At 69.6% G+C, this 21,844-nt stretch carries 20 protein-coding genes; 2 read left to right on the top strand and 18 right to left on the bottom strand.

Going from position 1 to position 21,844, the window contains the following annotated elements; all coding sequences use genetic code 11:
• The 9 genes from FG154_RS02150 to FG154_RS02110 all read right to left on the bottom strand — a co-directional run bounded on the left by FG154_RS02150 (position 1) and on the right by FG154_RS02110 (position 7,984).
• Positions 1-966 (bottom strand): ABC transporter permease, encoded by a 966-nt coding sequence (locus tag FG154_RS02150; RefSeq protein WP_186312267.1) that lies wholly within the window; start codon positions 964-966, stop codon positions 1-3.
• Positions 966-2,060: an ABC transporter permease gene (locus FG154_RS02145; protein ID WP_145103926.1), complete on the bottom strand. Its 1,095-nt coding sequence runs from the start codon at positions 2,058-2,060 to the stop codon at positions 966-968. The genes FG154_RS02150 and FG154_RS02145 overlap by 1 nt, the downstream gene beginning before the upstream one ends.
• On the bottom strand, positions 2,060-3,637 hold the full coding sequence (locus FG154_RS02140) for an ABC transporter ATP-binding protein (protein ID WP_145103924.1): 1,578 nt from the start codon (positions 3,635-3,637) through the stop codon (positions 2,060-2,062). Before FG154_RS02140 ends, FG154_RS02145 begins: the two co-directional genes overlap by 1 nt.
• A 2-nt stretch (positions 3,638-3,639) precedes the next feature.
• Complete coding sequence (locus FG154_RS02135; protein ID WP_145103923.1) at positions 3,640-4,635, bottom strand: BMP family lipoprotein; 996 nt, start codon at positions 4,633-4,635, stop codon at positions 3,640-3,642.
• Positions 4,636-4,789: 154 nt separating this feature from the next.
• The gene (locus tag FG154_RS02130; RefSeq protein WP_145103921.1) at positions 4,790-5,272 is read right to left on the bottom strand and encodes a GNAT family N-acetyltransferase; all 483 of its coding nucleotides are present in this window, start codon (positions 5,270-5,272) and stop codon (positions 4,790-4,792) included.
• Positions 5,269-5,877 (bottom strand): tRNA (adenosine(37)-N6)-threonylcarbamoyltransferase complex dimerization subunit type 1 TsaB, encoded by a 609-nt coding sequence (tsaB, locus tag FG154_RS02125; protein ID WP_145103918.1) that lies wholly within the window; start codon positions 5,875-5,877, stop codon positions 5,269-5,271. Before tsaB ends, FG154_RS02130 begins: the two co-directional genes overlap by 4 nt.
• Positions 5,867-6,427, bottom strand: a complete 561-nt coding sequence (locus FG154_RS02120) for a NifU family protein (protein WP_145103916.1) — start codon at positions 6,425-6,427, stop codon at positions 5,867-5,869. Before FG154_RS02120 ends, tsaB begins: the two co-directional genes overlap by 11 nt.
• Before the next feature lie 184 nt (positions 6,428-6,611).
• Positions 6,612-7,067, bottom strand: coding sequence for a universal stress protein (locus tag FG154_RS02115; RefSeq protein ID WP_145103915.1), 456 nt, complete (start codon positions 7,065-7,067; stop codon positions 6,612-6,614).
• A 53-nt stretch (positions 7,068-7,120) separates the two neighbouring features.
• On the bottom strand, positions 7,121-7,984 hold the full coding sequence (locus FG154_RS02110; RefSeq protein WP_145103913.1) for a branched-chain amino acid aminotransferase: 864 nt from the start codon (positions 7,982-7,984) through the stop codon (positions 7,121-7,123).
• A gap of 214 nt (positions 7,985-8,198) precedes the next feature.
• Here FG154_RS02110 and FG154_RS02105 point away from each other — a divergent pair, with 214 nt between their 5' ends.
• Positions 8,199-8,747 carry a L,D-transpeptidase gene (locus FG154_RS02105; RefSeq protein ID WP_145103911.1) on the top strand — a complete coding sequence of 183 codons (549 nt, stop codon included), beginning with the start codon at positions 8,199-8,201 and terminating at the stop codon, positions 8,745-8,747.
• A gap of 31 nt (positions 8,748-8,778) precedes the next feature.
• On the opposite strand, the gene FG154_RS02100 is transcribed toward FG154_RS02105, so the two are convergent.
• From FG154_RS02100 to FG154_RS02070, 7 genes are all read right to left on the bottom strand, one after another.
• Complete coding sequence (locus FG154_RS02100) at positions 8,779-9,657, bottom strand: lysophospholipid acyltransferase family protein (protein ID WP_145103909.1); 879 nt, start codon at positions 9,655-9,657, stop codon at positions 8,779-8,781.
• Positions 9,658-9,873: 216 nt separating this feature from the next.
• Positions 9,874-10,944 carry a flagellar motor switch protein FliG gene (locus FG154_RS02095; protein WP_145103907.1) on the bottom strand — a complete coding sequence of 357 codons (1,071 nt, stop codon included), beginning with the start codon at positions 10,942-10,944 and terminating at the stop codon, positions 9,874-9,876.
• A 59-nt stretch (positions 10,945-11,003) separates the two neighbouring features.
• Entirely contained in the window at positions 11,004-11,159 is a 156-nt protein-coding gene (locus tag FG154_RS02090; RefSeq protein ID WP_145103905.1) for a hypothetical protein, read from the bottom strand.
• A 126-nt stretch (positions 11,160-11,285) separates the two neighbouring features.
• Positions 11,286-12,590, bottom strand: a complete 1,305-nt coding sequence (purB, locus tag FG154_RS02085; RefSeq protein ID WP_145103903.1) for an adenylosuccinate lyase — start codon at positions 12,588-12,590, stop codon at positions 11,286-11,288.
• Positions 12,591-12,704: 114 nt separating this feature from the next.
• Positions 12,705-12,962, bottom strand: a complete 258-nt coding sequence (locus FG154_RS02080; protein WP_011909232.1) for a putative hemolysin — start codon at positions 12,960-12,962, stop codon at positions 12,705-12,707.
• A gap of 140 nt (positions 12,963-13,102) precedes the next feature.
• A complete protein-coding gene (locus FG154_RS02075; RefSeq protein WP_145103900.1) occupies positions 13,103-16,252 on the bottom strand; it encodes an efflux RND transporter permease subunit in 3,150 nt (1,049 codons plus the stop codon).
• A 4-nt stretch (positions 16,253-16,256) separates the two neighbouring features.
• Positions 16,257-17,435, bottom strand: a complete 1,179-nt coding sequence (locus FG154_RS02070; protein ID WP_145103898.1) for an efflux RND transporter periplasmic adaptor subunit — start codon at positions 17,433-17,435, stop codon at positions 16,257-16,259.
• Between the two features lie 239 nt (positions 17,436-17,674).
• Here FG154_RS02070 and FG154_RS02065 point away from each other — a divergent pair, with 239 nt between their 5' ends.
• On the top strand, positions 17,675-18,346 hold the full coding sequence (locus FG154_RS02065) for a hypothetical protein (protein ID WP_145103896.1): 672 nt from the start codon (positions 17,675-17,677) through the stop codon (positions 18,344-18,346).
• 122 nt (positions 18,347-18,468) lie between these two features.
• Here the strand turns inward: FG154_RS02065 and glgX are convergent, their stop codons facing one another.
• On the bottom strand, positions 18,469-20,544 hold the full coding sequence (gene glgX, locus FG154_RS02060; RefSeq protein WP_145103894.1) for a glycogen debranching protein GlgX: 2,076 nt from the start codon (positions 20,542-20,544) through the stop codon (positions 18,469-18,471).
• Positions 20,541-21,770, bottom strand: coding sequence for a sugar phosphate nucleotidyltransferase (locus FG154_RS02055; RefSeq protein ID WP_145103892.1), 1,230 nt, complete (start codon positions 21,768-21,770; stop codon positions 20,541-20,543). The genes glgX and FG154_RS02055 overlap by 4 nt, the downstream gene beginning before the upstream one ends.
• Between the last annotated feature and the right edge of the window lie 74 nt (positions 21,771-21,844).

Below are 21,844 nucleotides of genomic sequence, written 5' to 3'. Positions count from 1 at the left end.
TCAGCGCTCCTTCACATAGGGTTGGCCGCCGGCGCGCGGCGGGATCGCCTTGCCGACGAAGCCGGCCAGGATGATGACGGTGAGAATGTAGGGAAGCGCCTGCATGAACTGCACCGGAAGCGGCACCCCCCAGAGGTTCAGCGACTGGTAACGGTTGGCCACGGCCTCGAGCAGGCCGAAGAGCATGGTCGCGCCAAGCGCCTGCCACGGCCGCCACTTGGCAAAGATCAGGGCGGCAAGCGCGATGTAGCCCCGCCCCGCCGTCATTTCCTTCACGAACCCCGCCGAGAGCCCGCAGGCGAGATAGGCCCCGGCAAGCCCGGTCAGAAGCCCGCAGATCGCCACGGCCGCAAAGCGGATGCCCACCACCGACACGCCCGCCGTATCGACCGCGGCGGGGTTCTCGCCCACGGCGCGCAGCCTCAGCCCGAAGCGTGTCCGGTAGAGCAGCCACCACGACAGCGGCACGAGCGCGAAGGCGACATAGACGAGGGCCGTGTGTCCCGAGATCAGCTCGTAATAGATCGGGCCGATCACCGGCACCTCGCGCAGCTCGCGCGCGAAGGGCAGCGTGATCGGCATGAACCGGGCCGCCCCCTCGAGCGAGGGCGTGCGGCCCCCCAGCGCGAACCAGTACTGTCCCAGCAGCACCGTCAGCCCCGAGGCGAGGAAGTTGATCGCCACGCCCGAGATCAGCTGGTTGCCGCGGAAGGTGATCGAGGCGAGCCCGTGGATCGCCGACATCATCAGCGCCGCCACCAGCCCGGCCAGCACGCCCAGCCAGACCGATCCGGTGACGAAGGCCACCGCCGCCGAGAGGAAGGCCGCCGAGAGCATCTTGCCCTCGAGCCCGATGTCGAAGATCCCCGCCCGTTCCGAGAAGAGCCCGGCAAGGCAGGCCAGCAACAGCGGCGTGCCCAGCCGGATCATCGAATCGAGGATCTGGAGGAGGGTCGGCAGATCCATCACTTCGCCCCCTTCCGCGCGCGCAGGAACAGGGCCTCGACCGGCTGGCGCACCATGTTGTCGAGCGCGCCCGTGAACAGGATCACCAGCGCCTGGATCACGGTGATCAGCTCCCTCGGGATCGAGGTCCAGAGCGCAAGCTCCGCGCCCCCCTGATAGAGGAAGCCGAACAGCAGCGCCGCCAGCAGCACCCCGAACGGGTGGCTGCGCCCCATCAGCGCCACCGCGATGCCGATGAAGCCCGCCCCCTCGACCGAGTTCAGCACCAGCCGCTCGGCCTCGCCCATCACGTTGTTGATCGCCATGAGGCCCGCCAGCGCCCCCGAGATCAGCATGGCCAGCATGGTGATGCGGACGGGCGAGATCCCGGCATAGACGGCGGCCTTTTCGGACTTGCCGAAGGCGCGGATCTCGTAGCCGAGCCGCGTTCGCCAGATCAGCGCCCAGACGAGGATGCAGGCCCCGATCGCCACGAAGAGGCTGACGTTGGCGGGGGTCGTGCGGGCGAAGGGGATGCCGATGGCGGTGAGCATCTCGCCGATGCCGGGCAGGTTCGTGGCCGCGGGAAAGCGCGCGGTCGCCGGGTCCATGCTGCCGGTCGGTCGCAGCACGTTGACAAGGACGTAGTTCAGCAGCGAGGCGGCGATGAAGTTGAACATGATCGTCGTGATGACGATATGGCTGCCGCGGCGGGCCTGAAGCCAGGCGGGCAGGGCGGCCCAGAGCGCGCCGAAGGCCGCGCCCATCGCGGCGGCCCCGATCAGCGCCAGCGACCAGTGCGGCCAGGGCACGAAGAGGCAGGCGAGCGCCACTCCGAGCCCGCCCAGCGTCGCCTGACCCTCGCCGCCGATGTTGAAGAGGCCCGCATGGAAGGCCACCGACACGGCCAGCCCCGTGAAGATGAAGTTCGTCGCGTAATAGAGCGTGTAGCCCCAGCCGTAGCTGGAGCCGAGCGCCCCCGTCACCATCAGCTTCATCGCCTGCCACGGGTTCTCGCCGATGGCGAGGATCACCAGCGACGAGATGGCAAAGGCCACCAGAAGCGAGATCAGCGGCACGAGGAGCGCGTCCGCCCAGCCCGGCATCCTGTCCATCAGGCGGCCCCCCTCGTGTCGTCCACGCCGGCCATCAGCAGGCCCAGCTCGCGCTCGTCCGTTGCCGCCGGGTCGCGCAAGCCCATGATGCGGCCGTCGAACATCACCGCGATCCGGTCCGAGAGGCTCATGATCTCGTCGAGTTCCACGCTGACCAGAAGGATGGCCTTGCCCGCGTCGCGCAGCGCCACGATCTGCTTGTGGATGAACTCGATGGCGCCGATGTCCACCCCGCGCGTCGGTTGCCCGATGAGCAGCAGGTCGGGGTTGCGCTCGATCTCGCGCGCCACGATCAGCTTCTGCTGGTTTCCGCCCGAAAAGCTCTTGCCGGCCAGCGAGGCGATGGGCGGGCGCACGTCGAAGCGCGCCATCTTGCCCTCGCAGTCGGTGCGCAGCGCCTCATTGTCCATGAAGAACCGCCCCGAGCGGTATTCCGGCGCGTCCTGATAGCCGAAGGCCACATTCTCCCACGCCGCAAAGTCGAGGATCATGCCCAGATGCTGCCGGTCCTCGGGCACATGGGCGATGCCGGCCGCACGCCGGGCGCGCCCGTTGCAGCCCCGCCCCGAAAGATCCAGCTCGGTCCCGTTCAGCCGCACGTGCCCCGTGCCGTGCGCGATCCCGCCCAGCACCTCCAGAAGCTCGGACTGGCCGTTCCCCGCAACGCCGGCGATGCCCAGGATCTCGCCCGCGCGCACCGCAAGGCTCACGCCCTTGAGCCGCTCGACGCCATGAGCATCGCGCACCCGCAGATCCTCGACCTCGAGCACCGTCCGCCCCGGTGCAGCGGCCGCCTTGTGCACGCGCAGCAGCACCTTGCGCCCCACCATCAGCTCGGCCAGCGCCTCGGGGCTCGTTTCGGCCGTCCGCACCGTCGCCACCATCTCGCCGCGGCGCATCACGCTCACCTCGTCGGTGATCTCCATGATCTCGCGCAGCTTGTGGGTGATGAGGATGATGGTCTTGCCCTGTTCCCTCAGCCCCCTGAGGATGCGGAACAGATGGTCGGCCTCGGACGGGGTGAGAACGCCCGTCGGCTCGTCGAGGATCAGGATGTCGGCCTGGCGGTAGAGCGCCTTCAGGATCTCGACCCGCTGCTGGTGGCCCACGGACAGATCCTCGACCAGCGCGTCGGGCTCGACCTCGAGTTCGTATTCCCGCGCAAGCCGCGTCAGCTCGGTGCGGGCCCTGGCCAGCGAGGGGCGCAGCAGCGCGCCCTCCTCGGCGCCAAGGATCACGTTCTCGAGCACGGTGAAGTTCGGAACCAGCTTGAAATGCTGGAACACCATTCCGATGCCGGCGCGGATGGCGCTCTGGCTGTCGGGGATGGCGGTGGGCTTTCCGCCGATCAGGATCTCGCCCGAATCCGCCCGGTAAAAGCCGTAGAGGATCGACATGAGCGTGGACTTGCCCGCGCCATTCTCGCCCACGATGCCGTGGATCGTGCCGCGGGCGACCCTCACGCAGATGTCGCGGTTCGCCTGCACCGGCCCGAAGGCCTTCGAGATCCCCCGAAGTTCGATGGCCGGGGGAAGGGCGGCCGCCTCCGGCCGCCCCTGTGCCTGCCGCTCGGCCATTCTCAGAAGGTCGCGGCGGGGCAGGTGTTGTCGGTCATGTAGTCGTGCACCTCGATCTCGCCCGACTTGATCTGCTCGGCCGCCGTATCGACCGCGGTCTTCATCTCTTCGGTCACGAGAGCGGCGTTGTGCTCGTCAAGCGCATAGCCGACGCCGTCGCCAGCCAGATCCGCCACGAACGTGCCGGTCTCGAGGTCGGTGCCCGCCACGAAGGCGTCATGCACCGTATTGTCCACCCGCTTGATCATCGAGGTCAGCACCTTGCCCGGATGCAGGTGGTTCTGGTTGCTGTCCACCCCGATCGAGAGGATGTCCTCGTCCGCCGCCGCCTGCAGCACGCCCAGGCCGGTCGATCCCGCGGCGGCATAGATCACGTCCGCCCCCTGCGAGATCTGCGACCGGGCCAGTTCGGCGCCCTTGACCGGATCGGCCCAGGCCGCCGGGGTGGTGCCGGTCATGTTGATCACGACCCGCGCCTCGGTGTTCACCGCCTTCACACCCTGCGCATAGCCGCAGGCGAACTTGCGGATCAGCGGAATGTCCATGCCGCCCACGAAGCCCACCGTGGCCGTCTTCGAGGCCATGGCCGCCATCATCCCCACGAGATACGAGCCCTGATGTTCGGAAAAGATCACCGAACGGACGTTGGGCTGGTCCACCACCGCATCAATGATGGCAAAGCGCGTCTCGGGATAGTCGGGGGCCACCTTGTCGAGCACCTCTCCGAAGGCAAAGCCCGTCATCACGATCGGGTTGGCGCCCGTCTCGGCCAGCCGGCGCAGCGCCTGCTCGCGCTGGGCCTCGGACTGCATCTCCAGTTCCTTGTAGCTGCCGCCGGTCTCCTGCACCCAGCGTTGCGCGCCGTTGAAGGCCGCCTCGTTGAAGGATTTGTCGAACTTGCCGCCCAGATCGAAGATCAGCGCCGGATCGGCCAGCGCGGCCCCTGCGGTCAGCGCAAGGGCCGCGGCAGTGCCGGCAAGGGTCTTGGTGAAGGTCATGGAGCTCTCCCGGTTGTCGTTTCGCGCGGCCGGCTCTTTGCCTGTCCGGTCGCGGCAGGTCCGGCTCAATCTAGGGCCGAAGGGTGCAACAGGGTCAACAGGATTCTGCAAGGCGGTGAGGGGGCTTCCGCAGCGGGCTGCCCATGCCGCAGCGTCAGACCAGCGGGCGGCTCATGACGATGGCGTCGAGCGGTCGGCCCGCGGGCGTGCGGTAGTAGCCGCGCCGGCGCCCGGCCTCGCCAAAGCCCGCCGCCGCGTAAAGCCCAAGGGCAGGGGCATTGTCGGCGGCCACTTCGAGAAAGGCCCTCTCGGCTCCGCGCGCGCGGGCAGACCCAAGGAACGCTTCCACCAGCTGCCGGCCAAGGCCGCAGCGCCGCGCGCCGGGATCCACGGCCAGCGTCAGGATCTCGGCCTCGCCCGCGATGGCGCGCCCGAGCAGGAAGGCCCGAGGCTCCAGCCCCTGCACCGCCTCGGCGGTCGAGCCGGGCTGCGGCAGGGCCAGCAGAAAGACGGAAGGCTCCCCCAGCAGCGCCCGGAAATCGCCGGCCGACCAGGGCCGTGGCGTCACGAACACCCGGCCGTGAAGCGCCGCAAGCGCCGTGGGCCCGGCCGGCCCCGTCACGGCCGGCTCGCTCACAGGATCACCGGCGGCGGATCGGCCGCGGGGGCCGCATCCGCCCCGCGCAGATAGAACGGAGCCGGGCGCGGTTGCGGCTCCCCCAGCCGTGCGAGCGCCACGTGGCCGATGGCCTCGGCCAGCGGGTAGAGCGGGGCCACCACATCCGCAAAGGCCGCACTGCCCACCTGCCGGCGCGCCGCCACCTGCAGCCCGCCGCGCGAGACCAGCCGGGCCGGCGCCTCCCCATCCTTCAGATAGACCTCGTCCCGCCGGGCATCCTCGATCACCGCCACCGGCCCGGGCAGCCCCAGCGCCAGCGCCTCGAAGCGCGAAACCCCAAGCGCGGGCCGCCCGAGCGCCAAGGCAAGCCCCCGCGCCGCGGCGACCGCGATCCGCACGCCGGTGAAGTTGCCCGGCCCCGTGCCCACCGCCAGCGCGTCCAGATCCGCCCAGCCGATCCCGCCCTCGGCCAGCAACTCCGCAAGCAGCGGCATCAGCCGCTCGGCCTGGCCCTTCTCCATCGGCTCGACCCGCCCCGCCACCAGACGATCCCCCGAAAGCAACGCGGCCGCGCAATGCGCGGCCGACGTGTCGAAGGCCAGGATCCTTGGCTCAGGCCGCAACCGGGCGCACCTCGAGCACTTCGGGGATGTAGTGCCGCAGCAGGTTCTCGATCCCCATCTTCAGCGTCAGCGTCGAAGAGGGGCAGCCCGCGCAGGCGCCCTGCATGTGCAGATAGACAATGCCGCGGTCAAAGCCGTGGAAGGTGATGTCTCCGCCGTCCTGCGCCACGGCCGGGCGCACGCGCGTGTCCAGTAACTCCTTGATCTGGCGCACGATCTCCTCGTCCGGCCCGTCATGGCTCGCATGACCCGAGGCCGCCTGCTCGCCCTCGAGCACCGGCGCCCCCGACTGGTAGTGCTCCATGATGGCGCCAAGGATCGACGGCTTCACATGGTCCCAGACGACCGCGTCCTCCTTGGTCACGGCGATGAAATCCGTGCCGAAGAAGACCGACGCCACACCGCCGGCGCCAAAGATCCGACGCGCGAGCGGTGACGCCGCCGCCGCCTCGGCGCTTGCAAAATCCGCGGTGCCCGCCTCCAGCACCATCTGGCCGGGCAGGAACTTCAGCGTCGCCGGGTTCGGCGTGGATTCAGTCTGGATGAACATGGGGCAGCCTCCGCGATCAGGCCCCGATATGCGCTTCCCGACCTCCCGAGTCAAGAATGGCGCCCGCGAAGCGCACGGATCACCCCCCGATCCCGAACCCGCGCCCCCTTCATTCTCGCCCAAATATCCCGGGGGTCCGGGGGCAGAGCCCCCGGCCTTCGGCCCCGGCACGACCGCCAAGGGCTCAGGTGATCGCCTCCAGCCGCTCCTTCGACATCTCTCCGGGCACAATGGTGATCGGGATCGGCAGGTTGCCCGAGTTCCGGCTCATCTGCGTGACCAGCGGGCCGGGCCCCGCCTTCTCGGTCGAGGCGCCCAGCACGAGCACTCCGATCGCCGGATCCTCCTTCACCTGCGCGAGGATCTCCTGCACCGGATCGCCTTCGCGGATCACAAGCTCGGGATCGATCCCCTGCCGGTCGCGCATCCATTTGGCGAAGACCTCGAAATGCGCCTCGATCCGCTCGCGGGCCTCGGTGCGCATCAGGTCGGCGACACCCATCCAGTGCTGGTATTCCTCGGGCGGGATGATCGACAGGATCTGCACCCCCGCACCCGTGTGGGCGGCGCGCAGCGCGGCGAACCGCATCGCGTTCAGGCATTCGCGGCTGTCGTCCAGAACGACCAGAAACTTGCGCATCATACCCTCCCTGACCGCCGGATCATGGCGAAGCCCGCCCGAGGAGGCAAGCCTCAGCCGGCCGAACGGGCCCAGTCCCAGTAGAGCTGCCGGGCCAGCCGCGTCACCGGGCCCACCTGATAGGCGGTCCCGTCGAACTCCGTCACCGGCGTCACCTTGGCGAAGTTGCCCGACAGGAACACCTCGTCCGCCCCGTGGAAATTCTCGAAGGTCAGCACCGTCTCGACCACATCCAACCCATCCCCGCGGAGGTTCGCGATGTGACGCGCGCGGGTGATGCCGGACAGGAAGGTGCCGTTGGCCACCGGGGTGAAGACCACGCCATCCTTCACCATGAAGACGTTCGCCGTCGCCGTCTCGGCCACGTTGCCCATCGCATCGGCCACCAGCGCGTTGCCGTAGCCCTTCGACCGCGCCTCGACCAGCATCCGCGCATTGTTGGGGTAAAGGCAACCCGCCTTGGCGTTGCAGACATTGTCCTCGAGCACCGGCCGGCGAAAGCGCGTGCGGGTGAGGGTGGTCGTGGCCTCGGGTGCGGGCATCGGCACTTCCTCGAGGCAGAGGGCGAAGCCGGTCGAGCCCGGCTTCGGCGCCACGCCCAGGTCGGACCCGTCGAGCGCCCAGTACATCGGCCGGATATAGACAGCCTGATCCCGCCCGTAGGCCCTGAGCCCGTCGCGCGCGATCGCCACCATCTCGTCGGTGGCCACGGTCGGCGTGATCATCAACGCCTCGGCCGAGCGATTCACGCGGGCGCAATGGGCCTCGAGGTCCGGCGCCACCCCATCGAAGAACCGCGCCCCGTCGAACACCGAAGAGCCCTGCCAGATCCCGTGATCAGCCGCACGCATGACCGGCACGTCGCCCTCGTGCCAGCGGCCTTCAAAGAAGGTGCGGATGTTCTTGCCGAATGCCATTCTGGTCTCCTGCCTCTTGCGGCCGCCACTTAATCACCGGGCGCGGGCCGGGTCCAGACGGCTCCCGGCCCGCCCGCTCGCGCCCCGGTCGGCGGATTTCCCCAGCGGAAACGAAACGTGAGTTGCCCGGAGAAACGGCTGGCACCACCTTGACGGCAAGGCGCGGCCAGAAGCGGCGGCCTGCAACAAAAACACAACGAGCAGGACCATTTCCATGCAGAAGCTCAACCTTCGAAGGCGGGGGATCCTGTCGGCCGCGGCGGCGGCCGTCGCCGGGATCGCGCTGGCCGGCGGAGCCCGCGAGGCGCAGGCCGTGCCACAGGAGCCGGTCCGCTGGCGCGATCATTTCCCATCCCTCGCGCGCGGGGCGATTCTGGCCGATCTGCGGCAGCGCGCCGTCCTCTTCTGGTCCGAGGATGGAACTGTTCACCGACGTTTTTCTGCAGCCGTGCCGGCGGCGCGCGATCTGTCGCGCGTGGGGCTGACACGGATCATCCGCAAGGTCGAGGGCCCGACCTGGCGCCCGACGCCCGCCATGCGCGAGCGCGATCCGGCCCTGCCGGCGAGCCTGCCGCCGGGGCCGGGCAATCCGTTCGGGACCCACGCGCTCTGTCTCGAATGGGACCATTTCCGCATCCACGGCGTCTCCGATCCCGCTTTGGTTGGCCGCAAGGTCGCGCATGGCTGCATCGGGCTGCACGATGCCGACATCGCCGAGCTTTTCGGTCTGGCGCGGGTGGGCACGCAGGTCCGGCTGATCTGAGATCCCCGGCGCGCGCGGCCGGTCGGGCGGATCACTGGGCCGGCACGCGCCAGCGCCGGTGGATCCAGAACCACTGGTCGAGGTGATCGCGCACCACCGCCTCAAGCGAGTCGTTCAGCGCCTGTGTCATCTCGGCCGGCGTGCCCCGCGCGATCGGTTCGCCCACGCGGATGTCGAAGTCGAGGCCGTTCTCGGCGCGGATCGCATAGACCGGCACCAGCGGCGCGTCATACTTCAGGGCCAGCTCGGCCGCCGAAAGGGCCGTCTTGGCCGGATGGCCGAAGAAGCGCAGCACCTCGCCGTCGCGCATGTGCACATCGATCAGCAGCCCGAGCATCCCCCCGCCCTTCAGGTGGCGCAGCATGCCCGCGAACCCCGCCTTGCCGCGCGGGAAGACCGGGCCACCGATTGCGGCCATGGCCTGAACGTAATGCTCGTTGAAATAGCGGTTGTTCATCGGCCTGTAGAGGCCCCCGATGCGGAACCCGCGGGCCCGGAGGGCCGCCCGGCTTGCGTCGTAATTGCCGAAATGCCCGGTCACGATGACAACCGGCCGCCCTTCGGCATGGGCGGCCTCGAGCGTGGCCAGCCCCGGACCCGTGACAGGATTGCGCGCCGCGCGCGCGACGAAGGCCGGGCCCGAGTAGGATTCGATCACCGCCCGCCCGACATTGTCCGGCACCTTCCGCATGAGGCGCCGCACCTCGGCCGGCGGCAGGTCGGGCAGAACGCGGGCGAGATTGTCCCTCACCCGCCGGTCCCAGCCCGCAACGGGGGCGATCAGGCGCGACATGACCCATCCGCAGAGCGGAACCCGCCACTCGTAAGGCAGCAGGAGCAGCGCACCGATCAGGGTGCGCAACAGGCGATCTTGCGCCCAGGCGGCGGGTCCGGTTCGTCTGGAAGCCATCATCTCCGCGGCCAGCGCCGCACTTGTGGGACAGGGCAGACATAGAGACGCCCGCCCGGAACCTCAAGCCGAGGGGCCGGAGCCCCTGCACGAGGCCCGGCTCGTGCGGAGGCGGCTCGCCGCGCCGCTTGCGCGGAGGAGCTGCCTTTTCCCCTGCGTCGGCTCCGGGGACAGCTGCGCCGCGGACGGCGGATGGCGAGGCGGCAAGGGGCCTTCCTAGTCGGCCTCACCCTCCACCACGAGCACCAGCTCGCCTGCGGCTTCGAGCTGCCGGATGCCCGCGACGACCGAGTTCAGAGCCTCTTCCGCCTCCTTGTCCTTGACCCTGCCGCGCGCCGTGGCATCTTCGCGCAGCGCCTGCGCGAGACGCTGCGACATGTTGGTCAGGAGAAATTCCACCCCCTCCGACAGTTCGGGCCGTGTCGAGGCGGCGGCCACCACGGTCACCAGCCGCCCCTGATCCACGACGCGCGCCACCTTGGGCACGTCGCGCGCAAGAAGCCGCCGCGGCACATGTTCAAAGGTGAAGATCGCCTTGCGCACCTGCTCGGCGAAGGCCGCGTCGGTCTCGTCGAGCCCTTTCAGCACGTCGTCGCGGGTCATCGCGGCCGAGACGTTGAGGATCGCGCCCACCCGTTCGACGGGCGTCGCCGCAAAGGCGCGCGCAGGTTCGCCGTCGAGCTGCGTCAGAAGCGAGATCCCGATCCGGCGGACGGTCTCGGGCTCGACCGAGCCCGTCATCGAGACGGCATAGGCCACGCGCCGCGCCTTGTCGCCCGGCAGCTTGCCGAGAAGGTCCGCGGCCTTCGGCACCGGCAGCTTGGACAGCATCACCGCGGCCACTTCGACGCTTTCCTCTTCCAGCACCTTGAGCAGCGATTCGGCGGGCATCGTGACCAGACGTTCCCACGGATCGCCCTTCGCGCCCGCCTGGCGCCGCAGGCGGGTGGCCGCCGTCGGGCTGATATGGCCGTCCATCACGGCCAGCGCCCCCTCAAGCCCGCCGGGGAACGAAAGGCCCACGGCCTCAAGCTCGCCCACGAATTCCTCGACCACGGCGGTCATGGTCGCGCGGTCGATCGTGCGCATCCGGGCCATCTGCTCGGCGAGGCCTTCCTGCATGTCCTCGGGCAGGGCGGTCAGCGGCAGGGGCGCGCCCTCCGCCAGCAGAAGCCGCACGATGATGGCCGCCTTTTCGCGGCGGGAGAGGGGGCGTGGTTCCCCCTCGTCCCTCTCGATGGGAACCGCCCGCTGAACCGGGCGTATCCGTGCCAAAGCCTGTGACATGCTGCCCCGAATCGCTGTCTCTACCGGGGCAGCTTGGCCGGCGGGCGGTTAATGCCGCCTTAGCCGGTGACGGTCGTGCAGGCCTTGGCCACCGGATCATAGACCTGCCCGTCGCCACAGACGGAAACGGTGGTCTGGTGCTTCATCGGGCAGTCCGCCAGAGCGAGCGCGGGTGCGGCGATGAGGGCGAGGGTTGCGAGGGTCAGCTTCGTCATTCAGTCCTCCTGTCAGGGGTGGGATGGCAAAGGCCGCGTCAATCGCACCCGCGGAGGCTAACATGATTCGCCCCGCGGCCAGAGACCGCGGGGCGTCACGCACGCGTGAAGGGCAGAGGTCCGCGCTCAGGCGCCGAAGACGCGGGCGAAGATCGTGTCGACGTGCTTGAGATGGTAGCCGAGGTCGAACTTCTCCTCGATCTCGGCCGGGCTCAGCGCGGCGGTCACCTCGGGATCGGCCAGCAGCTCCTCCTTGAAATCCTTGCCTTCTTCCCAGACCTTCATCGCGTTGCGCTGGACGAGGCGATAGCTGTCCTCACGCGAGACACCCGCCTGCGTCAGCGCCAGCAGCACGCGCTGGCTCATCACGAGGCCGCGGAACTTGTTCATGTTCTTCAGCATGTTGTCGGGATAAACCACGAGCTTTTCCACCACGCCCGCCAGCCGGTGAAGCGCGAAATCGAGCGTGATCGTGGCGTCGGGGCCGATGGCACGCTCCACCGAGGAATGCGAGATGTCGCGTTCGTGCCAGAGCGCCACATTCTCCATCGCCGGGATGACGGCCATCCGCACCAGCCGCGCAAGGCCGGTCAGGTTCTCGGTCAGCACCGGGTTGCGCTTGTGCGGCATCGCCGACGAGCCCTTCTGGCCGGGGGAGAAGAACTCTTCCGCTTCCAGCACCTCGGTGCGCTGCATGTGCCGGATCTCGATCGCGACGTTTTCGATCGACGAGGCGATGACCCCCAGCGTGGCGAAGAACATGGCGTGCCGGTCGCGCGGGATCACCTGGGTCGAGATCGGCTCGGGGAGGAGGCCCAGCTTCTCGCAGACATGCTCCTCGACGCGGGGGTCGATGTTGGCGAAGGTGCCGACGGCGCCCGAGATCGCGCCGGTGGCGACCTCGGCGCGGGCATTGACGAGGCGCGTGCGGTTCCTCGCCATCTCGGCGTAGAAGCGCGCGAAGGTCAGGCCCATCGTCGTCGGCTCGGCATGAATGCCGTGGCTGCGCCCGATGCGGACCGTGTCCTTATGCTCGTAGGCACGGGTCTTCAGCGCCGCCAGCACCCGGTCGAGGCCGGCCAGCAGCAGGTCGGCCGCGCGCACCAGCTGGATGTTCAGCGTGGTGTCGAGCACGTCCGACGAGGTCATGCCCTGATGGACGAAGCGCGCCTCGTCGGCGCCCACGATCTCGGCGAGGTGGGTCAGGAAGGCGATGACGTCATGCTTGGTTACCGCCTCGATCTCGTCGATGCGGGCGACGTCGAAGGTCGCCTCAGCGGCCTTCCAGACGGCTTCGGCATTGGCCTTCGGGATGACGCCGAGGGCGGCCTGCGCGTCGCAGGCGTGGGCCTCGATCTCGAACCAGATGCGGAACTTCGTCTCGGGCGACCAGATGGCCACCATGTCGGGGCGGGAATAGCGCGGGATCATCGGGGCCTCTCCTTCTACCGGCGCGGTCGCCTTAGCGCCGGGCGCCGGTGCTGGCAAGGCTTGCGCAGGCGCGGCTGCGGTCGCAGGCCGGCCGTGCGGGGCCGGTCGGCGGTGTCAGAGCGGCTCGGCGTCGCGGTAGAGTTCCCACTCCTCGAGCGTGCGGCCGTCGGGCAGGTGGCAATAGCCCGTGCTGCCCGCACCCTCGGCGCGGATCTCGAGCCGGCCCCCCTGGCGGGCGCAATAGACCGAGGCGGGATTGGCCATGCCGGGCCGGTGGAGATCGGCTGTCGCGGCGACGGGGGCAGGGTCGGGGCTTCCTCCGCAGGCGGGCAGGGCGAGAAGCAGCAGGATCGGAGCGCGGGAACGAAGCATGGGGCTGGCCTTCGGCGGAACGGATCAAGCGGGCGCGCAGCTGGGCGGGCGAGAGGCGATCTTCGCCTGCCAGCGCCGCCACCGCAAGGCCGCACGAGGGCGCCGGGGAACGAGGAGGCGGGGCGCCGCCTCCTCGGGGGTCACTCGGCGGGCACCGGCTCGGCCGGTTTCGCCGCCGGCTGGGTCGCCTCGTGCAACTCGCGCAGCAGTCGGCTCTGCTCTTCGGCCTTGGGTTTGGACAGATCCGCAAGCAGAAGATAGGCCACCGGCGTGAGATAGAGCGTGGCGATGGTGGCAAGGCCCAGCCCGCCCACGATGATCCAGCCCAGAACCTCGCGCGCCTCGGCCCCTGCGCCGAAGGCCAGCACCAGCGGCAGGCCGCCCAGCACGGTGGCGATCATGGTCATCATTACGGGGCGCAGCCGGATCGCGCAGGCATCCTCGATCGCCTGTCGTACGGAATATCCCTCGTCGCGCAGCTGGTTTGCGAACTCGACGATCAGGATGCCGTTCTTGGCCATGATCCCCACCAGCAGCACCAGACCGATCTGGCTGTAGACGTTGAGGCTGCCCCCCGTGGCCACCAGCGCAAAGACCGCGCAGGCGAGGCCCAGGGGCACGGTGGCCATGACGATGAAGGCCGAGACGAAGCTCTCGAACTGGGCCGCCAGCACCAGAAGGACGATGACGATGGCGAAGCCGAAGGTCGCCGTCAGCCCTGAAGAGGTCTCGCCCAGCGTGGCGGCCTCGGCCAGAGGCTCGATCCGGCTGTCGCCCGGCAGGATGTCGGCCGCCAGACGCTCGACCTCGTCCAGCGCCTCGCCCAGCGCCATGGCGGGCGTCAGGCTTGCCGTCACGGGCACCGCGCGCAGCTGCCCCTCGCGCGAAAGCTCGGGCGCCACCGCGCGTTCGGTCAGCGTCACGAAGCTCGAGATCGGAACCATCTGCCCGTCGCCGGCCTGCACGAAGATCCGCTCGAGATCGCCCGGATCGTTCACCGGCTCGGCCGTCGAGAGCATCTGGATGTCGTAGCTCGAATCGTCGAGAAACACCGTCCCCACCGTCCGGCCATCGAGCACGGCCTGCAGCGCGTCGCCAAGGCCGGTGATCTCGATGCCGAGATCGGAGGCGCGGGTGCGGTCCACCTCGATGTAGAGCTGCGGCTGGGTCGTCTCGTAGCCGAGGCGGACCTGACCGAAGGCGGGATTCTCCTCCATCCGCTCTACCAGTTGCTGCGCGCTCTCCGCCAGACGGGCGTAGCTGTCGCCCACCACCGCGAAGCTGAGGCCCTGGCCCGCGCCGCGAACCCCCAGCGAGTTCGGCTGGATTGCAAAGGCGCGGATGCCCACGATGTCGCGCAGCCCCCGGTTCAGCTCTTCCGCGATCTCCTGCTGGCTGCGCTCGCGGGCATCCCACGGCGCAAGCGAGATCACCATGAATCCGCGGTTGTCGCGGCTGCCCGCACCCGCGATGGCAAAGACATTGACGACCTCGCCGCGGTCACGCAGCGGCCCGATCAGATCCTCGATCTCGCGCATCTTGCGGTCGGTGTAGTCCAGCGCCACGCCCTGCGGGGCCTGAACCGACATGAGGATCACCGAACGGTCCTCGGGCGGGGTCAGCTCCTGCTTGAGCGTGCCGAAGAGGAAGGTCGCGGTCAGCGCAAAACCCGCCGCGATCGCCAGGACGACGAAGGGCGCGTCGAGTGCCCAGTGCAGCGTCCGCCGGTAGAAGGCGGCCAGCGTCCGGCCGAGCCAGACGACCGGGCCGCGAGCCTCGCTCCCGTCGCCCGCGCGCAGGAAGCGGCTGGCCAGGACCGGGCAGAGGCTGAGGGCGGTGATCGACGACAGCAGGACCGAAATGGCCAGTGTGAAGCCGAACTCGCGGAAGAGCCCGCCGGTCTGGCCCGGCAGGAAGGAGAGCGGAATGAAGACGGCGGCCAGCGTCGTCGTCGTGGCGATGACGGCGAAGAACACCTGCTGCGTGCCGAGCACGGCCGCCGCCCGCGCGCCGATCCCCTGCGAGCGCCAGCGCACGATGTTCTCGAGCACCACGATCGCATCGTCCACCACCATGCCCGTGGCCAGCACCAGCGCAAGGAGCGTGAGGATGTTGATGGAAAAGCCCGCCAGCCAGATGGCCGCCAGCGTGCCCACCAGCGCCACCGGAATGGCCAGCGTCGGGATCAGCGTGGCGCGCATGTCGCGCAGGAAGAGATAGATGATCGCCACCACGATCAGCACCGAGATGCCGAGCGCGATCTCGACCTCGTGGATCGCGCCGTTGATGAAGGTGGCGTCGTCCGAGGTCACGAAGATGCGGACGTCGTCGGGCAGGTCGTCCTGCAGGCCGGCCACGATCTCGCGCACCGCCTTCGAGATCTCGAGCGTGTTGCTCTGGGCCTGCCGGATGATGCCGAGGCCCACCCCGTTTTGCCCGTTGGCGCGCAGGTAGGAGACCCCGGGCTCGGGGCCGATCTCGACCGAGGCCACATCGCCGAGCCGCACGTTCGGCGCGATCTCGAGCGCCTCGAAGGCCGCGGGCGTCGAGACGGTCGCGGTCGTGCGCACCACGAGGCTCTGCCGGTCCGAGGTGAGCGAGCCGGCCGGCGCGTCATAGGCCACATTGGCGAGCGCCGTCCGCAGGCTGGCCAGCGTCAGCCCGCGCGAGGCCAGCTGCATCAGGTCGATGTCCACGCGGAAGATTGGCGCGCGGTCGCCGTAGATCTGCAGGTCGGCCACGCCCGGCGCGGCCAGAAGGCGGCTTTCGATCTGATCCTCGACCAGCTGGGACAGCTCCTGCGCCGAGCGGCGCGGCGAGGTCACGGCCACGCGCATCACGGCCTCGGAATTGGCGTCGGCCTTCACGATGCGCGGTTCGTCGGCGTCGTCGGGCAGGTTGTTGCGGATGCGCGAGATCGAGTCGCGCATGTCGCTGGCCGCCACGTCGAGGTTGGTGTCGTCGTTGAACTCGACCGTCACCTGACTGCGCCCGAAGCGCGAGCTGGACGAGATCGACTTGACGCCCGCCACACGCGAGGCCGCGCCCTCGATCTCGTCGGTCACCTCCTGGTCGATCGTCTCGGAGGATGCGCCGTCGAAGGTGGTGGTGACCGTGATCACCGGGCTGTCCACGTCGGGCAGCTCGCGCACGTCGGCGCCGTAGAGGGCCGCAAGGCCCGCAATCAGGATCAGCGCGTTCAGCACGAACGCGAGGATCGGCCGGCGGATGAAGAGCGCCGTGTTGGAATGGGCCAGTTCGCGCTCGTCGGGTTCGGGAAGCGTGGACATGGCGTCAGCTCTTCGATCCGGCCGAGGCGGCGGCGAGGGCGCCCGACCGCTCGACCAGCTCGACCGGCCCGCCGGGGCGCAGGGTCTGGACGCCCTCGATCACCACGAGGTCGTCGGGACGCAGCGCCGCCTGGATCAGCACCGCATCGGCATCGCGCTGCAGGATGCGCACCGGAACCCTCTGGGAAACGCCCTCGCGGACCACCCAGACGAAGGCCCCGTCCGAGCCCCACTGGATCGCCAGAGGATCGACCGCCGGCCGCGGCTCGCCCGGCAACTCGAGCCGGATCGAAAAGGACATGCCGGCCCGCAGCCGGTCGTCGGCGTTGGGGATGGTGGCGCGGATGCGCAGGGTCCGGCTGGCTTCGTCCACCCGGTTGTCGAGCGCGCTGATCCGCCCCTCGAGCGGGTCGCGCGCGCCCGAGAGCGGCGTCGCCGTCACGAGGTCACCGATCGCCACCTTGCCCACCACCCGCTCGGGCAGGCGGAAGTCCACCAGCAGGCTCGAGCGGTCGTCGAGCCGGGTCAGCACCTCTCCGCGGCTGATCTGGTCGCCGACCTCGTGCTCGAGAATGCCGACCCAGCCCTCGAACGGGGCCAGGATCCGGTGTTGCGAGAGCGTGAAACGGGCCTGCTGCAGTTCAAGCTCGGCCGTGCGCACGGCAAGCAGCGCCTCCTGCCGGGCCAGATCGCTGGTGACGCCCGAGCCGGCGAGGCGCTGTGCGCGCGCGAGATCCTCTTGCGCGTCCGCGAGGATCAGCTCGGCCCGGTTGACCGCGATGCGCGCCGCCTCGCTGTCAAGCGAGGCGATGAGCGCGCCGGCGGCGACGCGGCCCCCGGGTTCGGCGCCGAGCGCATCGATCCGGCCCTCGATCTCGGGGGCGAGGGTGACGGCGCGCACCGCCCGCGCGCTGCCCACCGCGGTCACGACAGCGTTGAGCGGGCGCTCCTCGACGGGGCGGGCGATGACGCGGGTGAGGGGGGCCCCGCCCCCGCCCGCGGCGCGCGGGCCGGGCGCGGCCGCGGCCTCGGCCTCCTCGGACACGATCCCGAGGCGCGCCATCGGCTCGAGGAGGCCCACGCGGGCCAGCATGGGCCGCGCCGCCGGCACATAGAGCACCCAGATGATCAGCACCGCCGCCGCGACGGCCAGAACGAGCAGGCTCTGCTTGACCAGTGACATCGTCTCTCCTTGGTTGTCGCAGGCCTGATACGCCCGCCCCCGCCGGTTCCGTCGTTCCTTGTAGCGCGGCCGCCCCCCAGGTCGCGTGCCAACTCCCCCGGTGGCGGGACGTATCCTGCCACAATTGCGTGATCTGCACCCGGCAGAGGCGCGTGCGATCACGAGACCGTGCAAGAGCGGCGGGAACTTGAACGCCGCCACGCACTCCTACCATTCATGCAGAGCCAGTGTGAGGCCCCATGTTCATCGTCAGCCCATCCACCGTCTGGAACCGGAGCGCGCTCGAGACCCGGCAGGTGCCCCGCCGGATCTTCGGCCGGGTGATGCTGCTGCCGCGGCGGGGCTTTCCGCTGCGCCTGATCTGGCGGATCGTGTTCGAGACGCAGATGCTGCGGTTCCTGGCCGTGCTGGCACCCTTCGTCGTGGCCATGCTGATCTGGCGGCAGAGCGCGCTGGCCATCGCGCAGGCGCCGCTGCTGATGATCGTGGCGATCCTGTTCGTCGAGACGAACGTGCTGCGCATCCCCAAGGAGCGGCGCGAGAAGATCATCGACCGGGCCGAGGCCGATCGGGGGCTTGACCTCCTGCAGGTGCGGGGGAGGGCGATCCTGACCCGCATCGCGGCGCGCCGGAAGCTCGAGGCGGGGGTGCTGCATCTGGTGATCGAACAGTCGGACATGGCGCATATCACGCCGCTGACCTTCGTCTCGGTGCAATCCGAAGACGGGCCCGAGGTCGTGCGCCTGAGCCGGGACGAGGAGGCGGTGATCCGCAAGACGCTGTTCGAGGCGCCCCTCAGCGAGCGAAAGCTGCTGCGGATCAACCTCCTGGAGAATGTGTTCCTGCGCGACGTGGCGTTCGACATGCGCGGGGTCTCGGCTCACGCGCGGCTGGCGGCGCTGGCTGGGTGAGGGCGCGAAGGCCGGGGGCTCTGCCCCCGGACCCCCGGGATATTTGGGCAGAGTGAAAGCCGGAAGGGGGGCGCTGGCTGCGGGCTAGGAGCGGACTGTGTGGCGGGGGCGTGTCGGGCTGTCTAGTCGGGGGCGGCCAGCACCATCACGCTTTGCCAGCCGACCGCCAGGGTGCCTTCGGCGGGCTCGTCGCAGGCGATCGTCTCGCGCGCGGTGTCGATCTTCAGCCGCCACTCGCCCTCGGGCAGCGCGAACTCGCCGTCATCGCCCGCATTGAGCAGGATCAGAAGGTCGCGCCCCTTGGGCAGGTCGAGCCGCAGGCCGAAGAGCCGCAGATCGCCGTCGTTCCAGTCGCCCTCCTCCATGTCGCGGCCGGCCGGGTGCAGCCAGCTTGCCACCGGCGTGTCGTGCTGCACCGCGTCCGGCCCCACCGCGAAGCGGGCGCGCGCCAGCCCGCCCTCGGCACGGCGGAAGGCTGCGAGGTCGGACACGGCCTGGATCAGATCCTCGCGCGCGGCCTGCCAGTCGAGCCAGGCGATCTCGTTGTCCTGGCAATAGGCGTTGTTGTTGCCCTGCTGGCTCTGGCCGAACTCGTCGCCCGCGAGGATCATCGGCACACCTTGCGAGACGAAGAGCGTGGCCAGCATCGCCTTCACCCGCCGCAGACGCGCCTCGAGGATGCCGGGATCGTCCGTCGGCCCCTCGACGCCCAGATTGTGCGAGAGATTGTGCGAGTGCCCGTCGCGGTTGTCCTCGCCGTTGGCCTCGTTGTGCTTCTCGTCGTAGGAGACGAGATCCCAGGCGGTGAAGCCGTCATGCGCGGCGATGAAGTTGATCGACGAGGTCGCCGGCCGGTGCGAGTGCGAGAACTGCACCGGCGAGCCCAGCAGCCGCTGGGAGACGTCTCCCGTCAGGCCCGGATCGCGGCGCCAGAAGGCGCGCAGGTCGTCGCGCGCCTTGTCGTTCCATTCGCGGAAGGGCCAGGGGAAGCCGCCGACCTGGTAGCCGCCCTCGCCGATGTCCCAGGGCTCGGCGATCAGCTTGACCATCGACAGGACCGGATCCTGCCGGATTGCCGCGAAGAACGAGCCGCCGCGTTCAAAGCCCTGCGGCTCGCGCCCCAGCGTCGAGGCGAGGTCGAAGCGGAAGCCGTCCACATGCATGACCTCGACCCAGTAGCGCAAGCTGTCCATCACCATGCGCAGCACCATCGGATGGGCCACGTTCAGCGTGTTGCCGGTGCCGGTGGTGTCGAAGGAATGGCGCTTCGCCTCGGGCGAGAGCAGGTAGTAGGAGGCGTTGTCGATGCCGCGGAACGAAAGCGTCGGGCCCTTCTCGTTGCCCTCGCAGGTGTGGTTGTAGACCACATCGAGGATCACCTCGATGCCCGCGTCATGGAACCGCTTGATCGCCTGCTTCACCTCGCGCATCGAGCCGGACCTTGTGTAGGGCCGGTAGGGGGCGAAGAACGAGAGCGTGTTGTAGCCCCAGTAGTTCGACAGGTCCTTCTCGATCAGGTGGCGGTCGTTGAGGAAGCCATGCACCGGCAGAAGCTCGATCGCGGTCACGCCGATGGCCTTGAGATGGTCGATGACGGCGGGCGAGGCGAGGCCGCGGAAGGTGCCGCGGTCCTCGTCGGGCACGCCCGGATGGCGCATGGTCAGGCCCTTCACATGGGCCTCGTAGATCACCGTCTCTTCCCAGCGGTGACGCAGCGCCTTGTCCGCCTCCCAGTCGAAGGCCGGATCGACCACCACCGCCTTCGGCATGAAGGGGGCGCTGTCGCGTGGATCGAGCTCCAGATCGTCGCCGCCCACCGGATAGCCGAAGAGCGCGTCGTCCCACACGAGGTCGCCGCGCAGCTCGCGCGCGTAGGGGTCGATCAGCAGCTTGTTTGGGTTGAAACGGTGGCCGTCTTCGGGCGCGTGGGGGCCGTGCACTCGGTAGCCGTAGGCCTGCCCCTCGCGGATGCCCGGCAGGTAGCCATACCAGATGCCGCCCTCGTAGGCGGGCAGGTCCATGCAATGCGTCTGGTTTCGGCCTGTCTCGTCGAAGAGGCACAGCTCCACCCGCGTGGCGTTTTCCGAGAAGAGCGCGAAGTTGGTGCCCTCGCCGTCGAAATCGGCGCCCAGCCGGTTCGGATGACCGGACGAGATGTCGAACTTGAGGGGGGGCGCGGGGCGGGCCGGGCGCTTCATGCCGAGCGTCCCATGCGGGACTGGGCAAAGGGCGCCACCGGACGGCCACGGTCGGCGGCGCGGCGGGCGAGCATCTGGGTCGTCACGAGCACGGTGCCCTCCTCGGTGCGGCGGAACCAGCGGGCGTCCTCGTCAGGATCCTCGCCGATCACGAGGCCCGCGGGCACCGAGGTGCCGGGGGCGACGATGGTGCGGGTGAGCCGGACGCCGGGCGCGACACGGGCGCCGGGCAACAGGACGCTTTCATCGAGCATGGTCCAGCGGCCGGGCGTGTCGGCGCCCAGTCGCGGCGCATGAAGCGACATGCCGCCGGTCTGCATCCGAAAGGCGAACTGGATCAGCTCGCCGCTGGCGGCCCTCATCTCATGCTCGTTCGCGGCGATGCGGGGCGGCAGGGCGCAGGGCGGCTCGCCGCGCTGAAACTCGAGCTGGGCCAGCCGATAGGCGTCGAGCGTGCCCACGTCGCGCCAGTAGAACCCCTCGTCGGGCACGCGATAGGCATGGGCCTCGCCGAGCGCCACGGCCAGCGGCAGGATGTCATGACCGAAATCCTGCGTGGTGCCGGGGATGATCCGCAGGACCGAGGCGAGCCAGTCGAGGTCGAAGACATAGATCCCCATGCTCACCTGCGCGCGTCCCGGCAGGGCGGGATCGGCCGGCACCGGATCGGGCTTTTCAAGGAAACTCTCGATCCGGCCGCCCTCGCTGGTGCGGACCACGCCGAAGGCCGAGGCCCGGTCACGCGGGACCGTATCGACGGCCACCGTCGCAGAGGCGCCCGAGGCCCGGTGCGCGGCCACCATCTCGGCGTAGTCCATCGCATAGACATGATCGGCGGCCAGAACCACCAGCTCGCGCACGCCTTCGGACTGCAGCTCGTCAAGGTTGGCGGCCACCGCGGCGGCCGTGCCACCGTAGCCTTGCGGGGTGCCGGTGACGGCCGTGCCCTCGCGCAGCCGCAGCGCGCCCGGCGCGAACTGCCCGGCCCAGCGGGTCTTGAGGTGCCGCGCCAGCGTCTCGGGCCGGTATTGCGTGGCCACGATCATCCGCCCGAGGCCCGACCGGACAGCGTTGGCGAGGGTGAAATCCACGATGCGCCGGGGACCGGCGAAGGGCAGGGCGGGCTTGCATTCGCGCGAGGTCAGCTCGTGCAGGCGAGAGCCGCGACCCCCCGCCAGAAGCACCGTGGCGGTGGCGGTGAGGTCCGGGCGGCGGGCGTCGCGCATGGGGTTCGCATCCAGTTGTCGTGAAGTTGCGCGCTTCAACCGGCCGCGACAGGCCGCGGTTCCGCGCGCCCGAG

Source organism: Cereibacter sediminicola, from assembly GCF_007668225.1.
In the GTDB taxonomy this organism is placed as follows: Bacteria; Pseudomonadota; Alphaproteobacteria; order Rhodobacterales; family Rhodobacteraceae; genus Cereibacter_A; species Cereibacter_A azotoformans.
Note: the sequence above shows the minus strand (reverse complement) of the source record. Positions and strands in the feature narration are given on the sequence as shown.